Origin of the sequence: Leeuwenhoekiella sp. MAR_2009_132 (genome assembly GCF_000687915.1) — a bacterium.
Lineage (GTDB): Bacteria > Bacteroidota > Bacteroidia > Flavobacteriales > Flavobacteriaceae > Leeuwenhoekiella.
On record NZ_JHZY01000004.1, the window covers coordinates 982,770 to 997,306 of the forward strand.

General features: G+C 39.2%; 10 protein-coding genes. 2 read left to right on the forward strand and 8 right to left on the reverse strand.

The genetic code is table 11. From position 1 onward, the window contains the following. Positions 1–264: 264 nt before the first annotated feature. The 7 genes from P164_RS19195 to P164_RS12720 all read right to left on the reverse strand — a co-directional run bounded on the left by P164_RS19195 (position 265) and on the right by P164_RS12720 (position 9,952). Complete coding sequence (locus P164_RS19195) at positions 265–546, reverse strand: HipA N-terminal domain-containing protein (RefSeq protein ID WP_051621349.1); 282 nt, start codon at positions 544–546, stop codon at positions 265–267. Between the two features lie 388 nt (positions 547–934). Continuing rightward, positions 935–1,774, reverse strand: a complete 840-nt coding sequence (locus tag P164_RS12695) for an outer membrane beta-barrel protein (RefSeq protein WP_028376710.1) — start codon at positions 1,772–1,774, stop codon at positions 935–937. A gap of 44 nt (positions 1,775–1,818) precedes the next feature. Continuing rightward, a complete protein-coding gene (locus P164_RS12700) occupies positions 1,819–6,594 on the reverse strand; it encodes a T9SS type A sorting domain-containing protein (RefSeq protein WP_028376711.1) in 4,776 nt (1,591 codons plus the stop codon). A 26-nt stretch (positions 6,595–6,620) separates the two neighbouring features. After that, positions 6,621–8,177 carry a hypothetical protein gene (locus P164_RS12705; protein WP_051621350.1) on the reverse strand — a complete coding sequence of 519 codons (1,557 nt, stop codon included), beginning with the start codon at positions 8,175–8,177 and terminating at the stop codon, positions 6,621–6,623. Between the two features lie 4 nt (positions 8,178–8,181). After that, the gene (locus tag P164_RS12710; protein WP_234405862.1) at positions 8,182–8,772 is read right to left on the reverse strand and encodes a phage tail protein; all 591 of its coding nucleotides are present in this window, start codon (positions 8,770–8,772) and stop codon (positions 8,182–8,184) included. A gap of 2 nt (positions 8,773–8,774) precedes the next feature. Beyond that, positions 8,775–9,356, reverse strand: a complete 582-nt coding sequence (locus P164_RS12715; protein WP_081817373.1) for a phage tail protein — start codon at positions 9,354–9,356, stop codon at positions 8,775–8,777. 11 nt (positions 9,357–9,367) lie between these two features. Further along, complete coding sequence (locus P164_RS12720; protein ID WP_234405863.1) at positions 9,368–9,952, reverse strand: phage tail protein; 585 nt, start codon at positions 9,950–9,952, stop codon at positions 9,368–9,370. A 42-nt stretch (positions 9,953–9,994) separates the two neighbouring features. Between P164_RS12720 and P164_RS12725 the strand changes: the two genes are divergently transcribed. Together P164_RS12725 and P164_RS12730 are read left to right on the forward strand one after the other, a co-directional pair. Continuing rightward, positions 9,995–10,240 (forward strand): hypothetical protein, encoded by a 246-nt coding sequence (locus tag P164_RS12725; protein ID WP_028376715.1) that lies wholly within the window; start codon positions 9,995–9,997, stop codon positions 10,238–10,240. A gap of 1,093 nt (positions 10,241–11,333) precedes the next feature. Continuing rightward, positions 11,334–12,026: a type 1 glutamine amidotransferase domain-containing protein gene (locus P164_RS12730; RefSeq protein WP_028376716.1), complete on the forward strand. Its 693-nt coding sequence runs from the start codon at positions 11,334–11,336 to the stop codon at positions 12,024–12,026. An 80-nt stretch (positions 12,027–12,106) separates the two neighbouring features. Here the strand turns inward: P164_RS12730 and ligD are convergent, their stop codons facing one another. Then, positions 12,107–14,533, reverse strand: a complete 2,427-nt coding sequence (gene ligD, locus P164_RS12735; RefSeq protein ID WP_028376717.1) for a DNA ligase D — start codon at positions 14,531–14,533, stop codon at positions 12,107–12,109. Positions 14,534–14,537: the final 4 nt, after the last annotated feature.

Sequence of the window (14,537 nt, forward strand, 5' to 3'; positions counted from 1 at the left end):
TTAGCAGCATTGGGAATGGCATTAAAATATAATTTCCCTGCTCCCCTTCTTTAATAAGTCGCAACTTATTCTTTTTAAAAGAACTGAAAACTTCTCATGAACACCCGATATGGAAATACGCTTTTGATTAATTCTAAAGATTTGATTTTCGTCATATTTACCATTTGGGGAATCGTAAGGAGTGATGAGTGTCGCTTTCCAAATAGTAAACATGCGTTTTAGACAGTTCCAGCTATAAGAGTCTTAGCCTTCGGCAAGAGTTCCCTAATGCATTGTTGGGCAACAACCCAAAATAATCATCTTATCATTATACATTTTTTTACAGATCCCGTGTTTATTAATACCTTTAGGCAACACATTGTTAAAGAAGGGGAATAAATAGAGAGATTGATAGACCTGCTTCGATTTTGGCAGCATTAAACTGATTGCAATTTTATCTTTAGTATTGAGCCAGTTTTCTAAATAGATAAATTCAAAACTTCGATTGGATCTTTGTTCAATTAATTCAGCTTTTTCTATTTTAAAGAAAGCTCTTGACATTCTCATAACTTAATTTGTTTGAGTTTAAGATTAAGCTCTAAACCAAGTATATCAATGTTTTTTTCTAAAGAATCTAAATTTGGATTCGCTTAATCTCGCTCAGTTTTGTACAACGTGTTCACGCTTACATATGCCAGATCAGCGATATGTGATTGAGTAATCTTAAGAGGATCCCACGCCGTTCTTTTAATGGATTTCCAATCTCGAAATTTCGGGAGGAGTCTTTTGCTAAATGAAGAGAAATTGAGTGAGTGAATTGAACATTCCTATCACCATTTAAGAGTATAATCGACAATTTCCTTTTCAAATAAAAATATAAATAATAGATTATTTTCATAATTAAAAGCCTCCTCGTTTTTAAGAAGGCTTTTGATTAATTAATAGTATTGCTTAATTAGAAGGAAAAACCGTATTTGAGTTTAAACCCAAGGGAAAGAGTTTTAATCTCGTCTACATTTCCGACCTGAGTGGTCAGCACACTATTGCCTGTAAAATTTACTTCAGGCTCCGCTTTGTACTCCAGCAAGCGGTTTGATTTGGTATCTTCAAATACATTGGTGAGTCCGTAATCTACATACACGCTTAAATACACCAGACTCCCCGTGCTGATCGGTAATTTCAGCCCGGTTTCTAAACTCAGCATCACATTGGTTTTAAGATCAAGCTCGTCTGCTTCCCAACTGTAGCTGCCAAAGTCTCCAAACCCAGCAAAACGTGGCGCCTCTAGCAAAACATCGTATTGCTCATAATAACCCGAAGTAGTCAGACCTGTAGCTCTTGATTTGTATTGGCTGTCAACAACAATACCTAACTTTACCCCTGCCAAAACAAAAAACCGATTGTTACCGGAAGTCTCGTATTGCCCCAAAATCGGGATTTGAATGTATCTCGCCTTCTGGGTTTCCCGATAATTAGTAAACTGGTAGCGGAACTCAAAAACTTCCGCTTCTGAATCCTGAGTTACATAAGCCGCGTTGATTCTATCAAGCTTTGCATTACCTCGATAGGTTTGCAATGCAAAGCCAGTCCTTAAACTCCATTTCGGTGAAAGGTAATACCCGTATTCCAAGCCAAAACCAATCCCATCATCCAGCGCTGCGCTGTTATCTACCCCTTCATATTCCAATATGGAAACAGGCCCGTTTATGTTTACCAGCACCTCATTGTTTTGCTGCCCCTGCAGCGGAAGGGATCCCAGTCCTAAAACAAAGAGTACTCCTTTTAATCTATTCATTTGTATAATTCTAGTTATGAAAAACTTCATCTGTAGAGGTTGATTTAGTTAACAATAAATTGAATGGTTTGGGTTTGTTTCTTGGTCTCACAGACCAATACGTAAACTCCTGCTTGAATACCCGCTGGCATCTGCACAGTTGTGCTAGAGCCACTGGTGTAAAAAGTGTCAACAAGGGTGCCCTGAAGGCTATGGATGGATATTTTCATATCTTTAAGCTCTTCCCTATCAAATTCAGCAAACAAGGTTGCCGAGGAAGTGGCCCGTACCGGGTTTGGGGCCAGGTGTATCTTGCCACTAGCCTGCAATTCAATGTTAAAAGCACAGGTGCTCAGCACATCCCCTCCTGCAGTGATTAGCTCCACGCGGTAGCTCGCAAACGGATCAAGCATATCTGTTGATAAATCTCCTTCTGAAAAATACTGCTCGTTGCCTATTAGTCTTCCGTTTTTATACCATTGGTAGCCGGTAAAGCGATAGCCGCCATTAGTCTGCGAATTGTTATTGACCACCAGGGTATTGTTGAACTTTTGCACCACGATCTCTCCAAATAAGAAACGTTTGTGAATCTCGATGGTATAAGTTCTGCTCACCATCCCATCTTGCGAGGAAACTACCAGCGTGGTGCGGTAGATACCCGGCTGAGGTACCGGTACACTGAAGGTCTTCGGCATATTGCCGGTTGCATTGGCCTCCGTCTCGTAAGTGACGTAGAGCGTCTGCACGTCTTCACCACAATCAATGACATAGGTAATTATTGCATCGGGATTGAGGTATTCAGAGTCTCCAATAGTCAGGCGTGTGATGGATGCATCTGCACTGGTTACAATAAACTCCTGAGATACGGGAGTTGCGGGCTGGTAGTTTTCATTGCCGGCCTGAGTAGCAGTTATGGTAATGGTACCCGATTGTACCAGGCTTACAAAACCAGATTCACTAACCATTGCTGCCGGTACAGTTGAACTATACGTGTAGCTATAACTTACCGGTAACCCGGATGAAGCCGTAACTTGAAGCTGAAAATCAGGATCCGTTTCAAGGCTTACCATAGGAAGTTCATCAAAACTGATGATTTGTGAAGCTTGTTCAATGCTAAGGCTAGCCGTTAGTATTAAGTCAAGATAGTAGGGTCTGGTTACCACAGCCTCCACAGTATAGACACCAGCGTCTATTTTCTCATTATTGGTATAACGTACCGTTGCATCTGTAGGCAGGTTATTTACTGCAAGAGCATGAACCGTCCCATCGTAAGTAAAAGATTCATCCTCAAAAGTAATCCCCTGCTGTGCACAACCAGTTACGGTTACAACTGCAGTAGCTGTGCTTACATTACCATTCGTATCCGTTACTGTTAGTGTTACCGTATTTTCTCCCAAAGTAGAACAAGAAAATTCTGTTTGATCAATTTCAAGTGAAGCTATACTACAGTTATCATACGAACCATTGTCAATATCACCTGCTGTGATTAAAGCCGAACCATTTGCATCAAGATTTACTGAGATGTCCCTGGTTAATGCCAAAGGAGAAGAGCTATCTATAACCTCAATGACAAACGAAGCAGTTGCTGTACAACCATTGGCATCGGTTACCGTAACATCATAAGTACCGGCCGTTAGACCTGATAGATCTTCGGTGGTAGCACCGTTACTCCATAGATAAGTATAAGATGCAGTTCCGCCAACAACAGCTAAATCAATTGATGCGTCGCTGCCTCCATTACAACTTACTGCAGTAGCAACGCCACTGGCTGAAAGTATAGTCGGTTCATTTACCTGTATCGAAGCAGTTGCTGTACAACCATTAGCATCGGTTACCGTAACATCATAAGTGCCGGCCGTTAAACCTGATAGATCTTCGGTGGTAGCACCGTTACTCCATAGATAAGTATAAGATGCAGTTCCGCCAACAACAGCTAAATCAATTGATGCGTTGCTGCCTCCATTACAACTTACTGCAGTAGCAACGCCACTGGCTGTAAGTATAGTCGGTTCATTTACCTGTATCGAAGCAGTTGCTGTACAACCATTAGCATCGGTTACCGTAACATCATAAGTGCCGGCCGTTAAACCTGATAGATCTTCGGTGGTAGCACCGTTACTCCATAGATAAGTATAAGATGCAGTTCCGCCAACAACAGCTAAATCAATTGATGCGTCGCTGCCTCCATTACAACTTACTGCAGTAGCAACGCCACTGGCTGTAAGTATAGTCGGTTCATTTACCTGTATCGAAGCAGTTGCTGTACAACCATTGGCATCGGTTACCGTAACATCATAAGTGCCGGCCGTTAGACCTGATAGATCTTCGGTGGTAGCACCGTTACTCCATAGATAAGTATAAGATGCAGTTCCACCAACAACAGCTAAATCAATTGATGCGTCGCTGCCTCCATTACAACTTACTGCAGTAGCAACGCCACTGGCTGAAAGTATAGTCGGTTCATTTACCTGTATCGAAGCAGTTGCTGTACAACCATTGGCATCGGTTACCGTAACATCATAAGTGCCGGCCGTTAAACCTGATAGATCTTCGGTGGTAGCACCGTTACTCCATAGATAAGTATAAGATGCAGTTCCGCCAACAACAGCTAAATCAATTGATGCGTCGCTGCCTCCATTACAACTTACTGCAGTAGCAACGCCACTGGCTGAAAGTATAGTCGGTTCATTTACCTGTATCGAAGCAGTTGCTGTACAACCATTAGCATCGGTTACCGTAACATCATAAGTGCCGGCCGTTAAACCTGATAGATCTTCGGTGGTAGCACCGTTACTCCATAGATAAGTATAAGATGCAGTTCCGCCAACAACAGCTAAATCAATTGATGCGTCGCTGCCTCCATTACAACTTACTGCAGTAGCAACGCCACTGGCTGAAAGTATAGTCGGTTCATTTACCTGTATCGAAGCAGTTGCTGTACAACCATTGGCATCGGTTACCGTAACATCATAAGTGCCGGCCGTTAGACCTGATAGATCTTCGGTGGTAGCACCGTTACTCCATAGATAAGTATAAGATGCAGTTCCGCCAACAACAGCTAAATCAATTGATGCGTCGCTGCCTCCATTACAACTTACTGCAGTAGCAACGCCACTGGCTGAAAGTATAGTCGGTTCATTTACCTGTATCGAAGCAGTTGCTGTACAACCATTAGCATCGGTTACCGTAACATCATAAGTGCCGGCCGTTAGACCTGATAGATCTTCGGTGGTAGCACCGTTACTCCATAGATAAGTATAAGATGCAGTTCCACCAACAACAGCTAAATCAATTGATGCGTCGCTGCCTCCATTACAACTTACTGCAGTAGCAACGCCACTGGCTGAAAGTATAGTCGGTTCATTTACCTGTATCGAAGCAGTTGCTGTACAACCATTGGCATCGGTTACCGTAACATCATAAGTGCCGGCCGTTAGACCTGATAGATCTTCGGTGGTAGCACCGTTACTCCATAGATAAGTATAAGATGCAGTTCCGCCAACAACAGCTAAATCAATTGATGCGTCGCTGCCTCCATTACAACTTACTGCGGTAGCAACGCCACTGGCTGAAAGTATAGTCGGTTCATTTACCTGTATCGAAGCAGTTGCTGTACAACCATTGGCATCGGTTACCGTAACATCATAAGTGCCGGCCGTTAGACCTGATAGATCTTCGGTGGTAGCACCGTTACTCCATAGATAAGTATAAGATGCAGTTCCACCAACAACAGCTAAATCAATTGATGCGTCGCTGCCTCCATTACAACTTACTGCAGTAGCAACGCCACTGGCTGAAAGTATAGTCGGTTCATTTACCTGTATCGAAGCAGTTGCTGTACAACCATTGGCATCGGTTACCGTAACATCATAAGTGCCGGCCGTTAGACCTGATAGATCTTCGGTGGTAGCACCGTTACTCCATAGATAAGTATAAGATGCAGTTCCACCAACAACAGCTAAATCAATTGATGCGTCGCTGCCTCCATTACAACTTACTGCAGTAGCAACGCCACTGGCTGAAAGTATAGTCGGTTCATTTACCTGTATCGAAGCAGTTGCTGTACAACCATTGGCATCGGTTACCGTAACATCATAAGTGCCGGCCGTTAGACCTGATAGATCTTCGGTGGTAGCACCGTTACTCCATAGATAAGTATAAGATGCAGTTCCGCCAACAACAGCTAAATCAATTGATGCGTCGCTGCCTCCATTACAACTTACTGCAGTAGCAACGCCACTGGCTGAAAGTATAGTCGGTTCATTTACCTGTATCGAAGCAGTTGCTGTACAACCATTAGCATCGGTTACCGTAACATCATAAGTGCCGGCCGTTAGACCTGATAGATCTTCGGTGGTAGCACCGTTACTCCATAGATAAGTATAAGATGCAGTTCCGCCAACAACAGCTAAATCAATTGATGCGTCGCTGCCTCCATTACAACTTACTGCAGTAGCAACGCCACTGGCTGTTAAATCACAACCATTAACCAAAATATTAGTGGTATTCCCTACATTATTCAGCATCAGATTAGCATCAGATCCTGAGGGATTCCTAATCGTTCCCCCACTAGTATTAAGTCCAGTTATTGAGATTCCATCTGTATCATAATCACCTGAAGCTACTACATATCTAAATACTAAGGCACTACTGCCGCTACCGCTGACATATACTGCAGATTTTGTATTTGCACCTATAACTATATTTAGTTCAGGAGTTCCAATAGTTGTATTTACATCTACCGCTTCACTAAAGTTTATCGTGAAATCAAGGTTTTGATTTGCTAAATAAGTACGATTTGCTGGTACAATTACTGAAGTTACAGAAGGAATTGAATTCACATTTATATTAATCGTTCCAAAGGAAATTAAAGTCCCGCCCCCGAGCCACTATTCCCATTGTCATTCGCAGAAATACTTAAAGTTGCCGTATTAGAACCCGATTCATTGGTATAGTTTATATTAGACGGGGTGTTCAAATAATTTTCAATCGCTGCCGCAGTCCCGTTCAAATTCATCGTTCCTGTAATCGGGAAAGATACCGTAACCCCGCTTCCACTAATTGCAGTTAGTGTTCCCGCTGAAACCGATAAAGATAAAGTGACAGAACCGGAATCCGAATCCACATCCCCAAAAGTTGCCGCAGAAAGGTCGATAACACTTGCAACATCTTCCAGCACAGAAATTGTTGAGGGTAATCCGGTAAAGGTAGGGTCATCGTTTAGAGCATTTATACTAACCTGAACAGTCATTGAATTAGAGGATAGACCAGAAGCTTCCTTTACTACTATTGAAATGTTACGTGAATTATCCGTTTCTCCACTTGTGGGATCATTTCCGTTAAAGCTATATTCTATAGATTCTAAAGCGGTAATCATCTGAGCAACAGAACCTGTTCCCTGTAGTTTAATTTCATTACCCGATTGAGAAACAGAATATGGACTAGGTGTTTCTACTGAAAGAATATCTCCACTTATCTGATCATTGAAAGTGATGGTTGCTTCGATAATGTCATCACCTTCCGGTTCACTGAGAATAATATTACCCCCGCTATTAAACTTGGTAGGAGAACCATTTTCCGTATATGAAATAACCCTGTTACCATTAAAGATCGGTGCATCATTTATTGGTTCTATATCAAATGTTACGCTTGCTGTATTAGAATTTGTAATACCATCATTGGACACGAAGGAAATACTTGCAGTATTAACACCCGATAAATTAGGAGTAGGTGTGAATGTTGCTACATCTAAAGCATTATTTATATTCGTTAAATTACCTAAAGCAGTAAAATTTGAGGAACCGTTTCCAGAACCACCAAAATTTATTCCAGTACTACCCAGAGCTAAGGTACCACCCGTGATCGTAAAAGTTAAGGTCTGATTATCACCATCAGGGTCGAATACCTGAATGTCATCAGGCAGAGCTACATTTATGCCATCTTCAATTACAAAAGGTGCAGATGGTGCTGTAGCTATAGGTGCCGTATTGCTGTTTAGCGTTGATTGTACATCTCCGCTTAGCTCTTGCAAGGCCATACACTCTCCACCTGTTAAGGCTGTATTTTCTTGCCAGGTACCTAGCGTTAGATCTGGAGGATTAGGACTTGATGCTGAAGTATTAGAATACAAAACAAATGAGGTTGCAAAATCGCCATCCCCGTCCTCTGCCAGGACTTCCCAGCGATTTAACGTGACATTCCAGGCGATTCTAAATTCACAGACTCCTAAACCGGGACAGGGCTGGTCACCATTTATAGGGTTCGTTTGGTATATATTCCTTCCGGACCCATCAACCGATTCAAAGGTGAGCACAAAATCTAAATCACCAGTGTATTCATCACAGGTATTGAGATTGATTTGTGCATGACCGAGATGTACGCCAAAAAACAGGCATCCCAAAATTAAAATGTAAAAGTGTTTCATAAACTTAGTTTCTGGAAGGGTAAATCCCGTTAAGACAAATGATATAGTTAATTCCTAATGAGGGCTGTCTGTTATTTAAAGACAAGTTAGATGTACTATTTTGACCTGTCACAGCAGCATTCATAGGTATACGAGTACCTGAAGTAGCGTATTCTGGATCCTGCGCCTGTGAATTGGCAGGAAAATTACCGGCAGGATTCGCCTGGGTGCCAGTTTCGCTTATTGCAAATACGGGATGTGTATGTTGGGGTAAATTATTATATAGTAAGGTCACGGATTCCTGACCAATTTTTTGCCCTAGTATATAGTTACTCAGTCCGGCTCCCTGCCCTTTGTGAATAGGTAATCGCCCCCTTAAATCAGGTAGGGCAAAGGTAACTCTGCCATCCCCTCCATAAGTAGTTCCCAAAATAGAAAATAAAGCGGTGTTTTGAGATATACTCAGCAACTGACCCTCACAAAAGGCCCATCCCCTTGGGGCAAAATTACCTGCAAACATCCGTATTTCACCAATAAAATCATCCTGCGCAAACACGCGCGCAGTCCATAAAAAACACATCAAACTAATGCTGATAATAATAATAGATTTTTTCATAATTAATTTCTTGAGGGGTAAATACCTTGTAGAGCTATAATGTAGCGTAAAGCCAGAGAAGGCTGCCTGTTTTCAACAGGCTGAGAATTTGGCTGATTAACACCTACCATTGCGGAATTCATTTGTACCAGGATACCCGTCTGCGAATACTCGGGATCCAATCGCATCGTATTCGCCGGAAAACTGCCTGCGGGCGAATCTACATTGCCAGTTTCAGCCACCCCGTATACTTGATGGTTATGACTTGGTATTTGATTAGCTAAAAGTATATTCGATTCAGTACCCTGCATCTGACCTAATCTGACCTCATTCAGACCAGGTCCCCTGCCGGGATGAACGGCACCACGCCCACGCAAATCTGGTAGGGCAAATGTAGTCCTACCATCCCCGCCATAAGTAGTTCCCAAGATAGAAAATAGAATACTATTTTGAGCGATACTCAAAATTTGGCCATCGCAAAAAGCCCACCCCCTAGGGGCAAAATTTCCAGCAAATATGCGTACTTCGCCTATATAGGAATTCTGAGCCTGTACAAAAGAACAGATCAATAAAAAGAGGATTAATACCTGATAGTTTTTTTTCATTAGAGAGTAGTTTAATTACGGGAAGGAAATATACCCTGAAGACAAATAATATAGTTGAGAACAAGCGAAGGCTCCCGGTTTTCAACTGGCACGTTAGCACTACTGTTAGGCCCTAACAAAGCAGAATTCATAGGTATAATAGTTCCAATGGAAGCATATTCGGGGTCAAGAGCTTTAGTACCCGCCATAAACGCACCTTGCGGAGAAGCAGTAGTGCCATCCTCGCTTACAGCATTAAATGAATGGGTGTGAGGTGGCAATTGAACAGAGGTCAAGATATTAACTTCCGTTCCTACCTGTTGACCTGCAACAATTGGGATTAACCCATTCCCCTGCCCCACGTGAACAGCAACCCTGCCTCTAAGATCTGGTAAGGCAAAATTCGTCGTACCATTTCCTCCATACTGCGTACCGAGAATCGAAAATAACGCTTGATTTTGATTAATCGGCAAAAGCTGTCCTTCACAAAAAGCCCAGTACCTTGGAGGGAAATCACCTGCAAACATGCGTATTTCACCTATAAAGCCTTCCTGTGCATTCACTCCTGCAATACACAAAAAAAATAATAGAAAACTATCAAGTAGTTTTTTTTTCATAAAAATTGATTTAAAAAAATTAGTAGAACAAAACGGAACTAAATGAAAATAAAAGAGCTTACGAATATTGTTTTTAAAGATTATGCTTCGAAGAATACCGATGAAAATAGCTCAATATCACGTACATCAATTATCCCAATGCCTTTCAGCAATCCTAGTAAAACTAACGACAATTACCTGCAGACACTTCTTACAATGCAACATCCAAAAAGTATGGGCAACGTGTTCTGTTTCCATCGATTGGAACCTGCTATAGCAATGCATTCAGCTAAAGTAGTCTGGCTTTAAATTTTGGTTAACTAGTAAAAACTGAAAGTAATAAGTGGTGTAATAGTTTTATCATATGGTTCTGGTTAGGAAATTATTGTTTAAAGTTTATTTGAAAATATTGTATTACTTAAATTTACAAAATCAATATTTGATGATAATTACTGCATATTTAAGAGTATGAAATTTGATATTAGCTTATTTTGAATGGTTTAAGTTTGATATTAATTATATCTAAATCAAATTAGCGTTTTCAGAAAAAAACGAACTAGATAAAATATTCTATATAACGCACACTTTTAACGGTAAAATACAAAAGCAAATCTACATTATTCAGAAGTATACAGAAGGGGATTAACACCCTTTTTACATACAAAATTTAATTTTTAAGAATAGTTAAATAAGCAGTTAAGAAAATAAAACGTACTAATCTTAATTTAATGAAAATTCAATATTTAAAAGAATTCAACAATTTTAATGAAAATTTGCTTAGAATTGAGCTTGTGCGTGCAATTTACTAGTTTAAAAAGGTTTACGACCTTAAAAAATATAGCCAGGTCTAAAGAACTAATCACTCCAAAAACCTTTAATTAAAACAAGGGTTGAGACAGTTGTATACGGAAAAGATACTTCTCTATCAAACTATATTTTATAAACTCATATTTTTTTAATTACGAGATATTAAAAATGTTAAAGTTTAAAATCAGGTGTACGATTCGGTGAGTCATTAAAAATAGGGTTTTTTAAAGGCTTGAAAACACTGGTACTCCCAGATAAGTTCGGGTCCCGTCCAGACCGCTAAAAGCTCTTCGAAAGAAGGGCTTTTTTTGTTTATAGAAATCTCGTAAATGCAATAGATAAGCCCTGGGAAATTTATTATCTATAGTTTTAGTTACTTTCAAAATTAACCCACGCGGTATTTACTAGCAAAACCTCACCTTAATTGTTTTCCTTATTTAAATTGACTAGAAAATAGAAAACAATGATTCTCTTTGCAGATAAATTTTAGCAGATTTTTGGCTTTTGACTCATTTAAAAATTCGGAAATTCATTTTGAAAATACAGTAGACTTAAAATGTCTGATTTCAGAATAAACCTAAAAAACAACCAGATTATGAAGTCAAAAAAAATATTAATGATTGTTACATCCCACGGGGAGTTGTTAAACACAAAAAGCAAAACAGGTTTATGGATAGGAGAGTTTACAGATCCTTATTATGAATTTATTGATGCCGGGTGTGAGGTCACATTAGCAAGTCCTAAAGGAGGTCACCCCCCTATTGATGAAATGAGCCAACTAACTGAAAATATCACACAATCAAATAAGCGTTTTAAAAATGATTCTGTTGCTCAAATTGCTCTAAATACCACACTAAAATTAGAAAGTGTAACAGCTACCGATTTTGATGCTGTTTTCTATCCTGGTGGTCACGGCCCTATGTTTGATCTAGCTTCAAATGAGTTAAGCGGTCAATTAATCTTAGATTTTATCGCCAGTGGTAAACCAGTAGCTGCAGTATGTCACGGCCCTGCAGCACTCTTAAAAGCTGCAGAAATTAATCCTTTGTTGTTAGAAAATAAGAAAATAACTGGTTTTTCTAATACCGAAGAAAAATTAGCATTACGCTCAAATAATATACCCTACAAATTAGAAGATCGTCTAAAGGAGCTTGGGGCAAATTATAAGACTGCTTCTGTGCCATTTATATCACACGTAGAAAGTGACGGATTATTAATTACAGGGCAAAATCCCTTATCTGCAGGACCTACTGCAAAAGCTTTACTTAACTTTTGGGGTTCGATGTAACTCCTATATATCACAAAATTTACAACGGGCATTCAAAAATAGAATGCCCGTTTTTATTTAGATATTACTTTAATGTTCATTTACTGTTCAAGATTAGTCAGAGCTAAATGCATGTCTATATTCGTCTTTAGAACATTCTTAAATAGATCTCCTTTTTCTGAAAACCTATCAATAACAGACTTAATATTAAATTCTTTAATCGACAAACCCGCTTTTACTTCTTCCCACATTAGGGGAGTAGATACAGTAGCTTCCACCTTTGGCCGTACACAATAAGGAGATGCAAGGGTTTGCCCTTTGCTATTTTGTAAATAATCAAGATAAATTTTATCTCCCCGGGTTTTTAATGACCTATCTAGACTGGTGATTTCCGGAAGCATCTCGTTAACGTAAAGACATAGTAGCTTAATAAAATTACGTACTTCTTCATACGTATATTTTCCACCCATTGGTATATATACATGCAATCCTGTTGATCCTGAAGTTTTACAATATCCTGGGATATCTGCAATTTTTAAAACTTCGTTAACTGCCTGAGCAGTCTCAATAACCTGTTCAAAAGTATTCTTTTTTGAAGGGTCAAGATCAATAACTCCGTAATCTGGATGGTCTAGTGTTGATATTCTAGAATTCCACGGATTAATTTCTATACATCCTAAATTTGCCATGTAGATGAGTGTAGCTTCATTTTGACAGAGTAAATAATTTATTTTTTTATCTACAGATTTTGAATAGATAGCTTTACTTTCCACCCATTCCGGTAAATATTCATTATCCTTTTGATAAAAGCCAGATTCATTAATTCCGTTAGGATGTCTATGAAGATTTTGTGGTCTGTCAACTAAATAGGGAAGTATATAATCTGAAACATTTAAGTAATAATCGATCAAATCATATTTTAAAAATCCCATTTCCGGCCAATAGACTTTGTTAATATTAGAAATAGGAACCTTGACCGAACCTATCTCTAAAACAGAATCTACATCTGTAATATCATTAGTTTTTAAACTCTTTGAAACTTTGGGTTGGGATACCTCATCAACCATCTTATCAAAACGTAAACCTTTAAATACGGGATGTCTTAATAAACCAGTTTGTGTTTTTTCCATATACTTTACTTCACAAACAAAATGTGGTTTCATCCAGTGTGCTTCTCTTCCCTTTAAAGAAACTTTTTGATTAAAAGGTGACGATGAAATTTCATATAATTTAAATTTTGAGAGCAATTCTTTCTTTTCGGCATTAGAAAAACCACTCCCACAGTTACCTGCATAGATTAAGTTTTCTTCCTTATAATTTCCTAGAATTAACGAGCCAAAATGATCATTTTTATTTAGTGGGCTGGTATAACCACAAATAAGAAATTCGTCGCTTTCTATATTTTTTATTTTTAGCCAATGCTCAAACCGAAGCCCGGGATAATAATTACTGTCTTTTTTCTTTGCTATCACACCTTCTAAACCACTTTCTATGGCCTTATTGTAAAACATAGTGCCCATACCCTCTATATGATCGCAATACACACAATGATCTAACCCTTCTAGTAGCTCTGGTAGAAAACTCTTTCGGTCTATTAAAGGAAGTAGCTGCATATCATATCCATTGAGATATACAATATCAAAAACATAATACCTTAGAACTCCTTCTGTTTTACCTCGCTCGTAATTCTGTAATTTTTGAAAGTTAGGAAGACCATTTTCTTCCAGTATCACTAGCTCACCGTCAAGAATTACATTTTGAGGAAGAGCGTGTAACTCATCCGCAATAAGACTGAATTTTTCATTATAAGATTGCCCATTTCTAGATTGAAGAATTACATTACCTTCATTTACATAAGATAGTAGGCGATAGCCGTCCCACTTAATTTCGTAAATCCAATCGGGACTATTAAAGATTTCTTTAGCCGGAGTCGCCAACATAGGCTTGACCTGCTGGTCGATTTTAATTTCACGTGTTGCAGGAATTACCTGTTTTTGAGGTAAAGCAAAATCAGGTAGATCTATGGTGTAATGTAATTCGGTTGCATACTCATCCTGTTTTTTTATGAGTAGCCATTGATTATTTTTTTTAGGATCTTTAATTCGAACTAAGGCAAAATCACCTTTTATTTTTGCGCCAAAAAAGGTGAGTTTTAAATCTCCCATTTTAAATAACTGGTCTGATGTAGATGGGCCAGTATTATTAAACTCAAAAAAACCCGAATCCCATATTTTCATTTTTCCGGCCCCATAATTACCTTTAGGTATTTCTCCTTCAAAAGTTAGGTAACTCACAGGATGATCTTCAGTTTGTATAGCAAGTCTTTTATCTTTAATATTTAAGGAAGGCCCTTTAGGTATGGCCCAGCTTTTAAGCACACCATCTATTTCTAACCTTAAATCAAAATGCAAACGCGAGGCTTTATGCACCTGAATAACAAACCGGTTTAAATGTTCCTCATTAAGTGTGCCTTCAGGTTCTGGAGTCTTCTCAAAATTCCGTTTATCGTTATACTTTTTGAGACTCATAGAA

What these genes read in the sequence shown, in the direction of transcription:
- P164_RS19195 (WP_051621349.1), bottom strand. Translation starts at nt 546, where the DNA reads ATGAGAATGTCAAGAGCTTTCTTTAAAATAGAAAAAGCTGAATTAATT.
- P164_RS12695 (WP_028376710.1), bottom strand. Translation starts at nt 1,774, where the DNA reads ATGAATAGATTAAAAGGAGTACTCTTTGTTTTAGGACTGGGATCCCTT.
- P164_RS12705 (WP_051621350.1), bottom strand. Translation starts at nt 8,177, where the DNA reads ATGAAACACTTTTACATTTTAATTTTGGGATGCCTGTTTTTTGGCGTA.
- P164_RS12710 (WP_234405862.1), bottom strand. Translation starts at nt 8,772, where the DNA reads ATGAAAAAATCTATTATTATTATCAGCATTAGTTTGATGTGTTTTTTA.
- P164_RS12715 (WP_081817373.1), bottom strand. Translation starts at nt 9,356, where the DNA reads ATGAAAAAAAACTATCAGGTATTAATCCTCTTTTTATTGATCTGTTCT.
- P164_RS12720 (WP_234405863.1), bottom strand. Translation starts at nt 9,952, where the DNA reads ATGAAAAAAAAACTACTTGATAGTTTTCTATTATTTTTTTTGTGTATT.
- P164_RS12725 (WP_028376715.1), top strand. Translation starts at nt 9,995, where the DNA reads ATGAAAATAAAAGAGCTTACGAATATTGTTTTTAAAGATTATGCTTCG.
- P164_RS12730 (WP_028376716.1), top strand. Translation starts at nt 11,334, where the DNA reads ATGAAGTCAAAAAAAATATTAATGATTGTTACATCCCACGGGGAGTTG.
- ligD (WP_028376717.1), bottom strand. Translation starts at nt 14,533, where the DNA reads ATGAGTCTCAAAAAGTATAACGATAAACGGAATTTTGAGAAGACTCCA.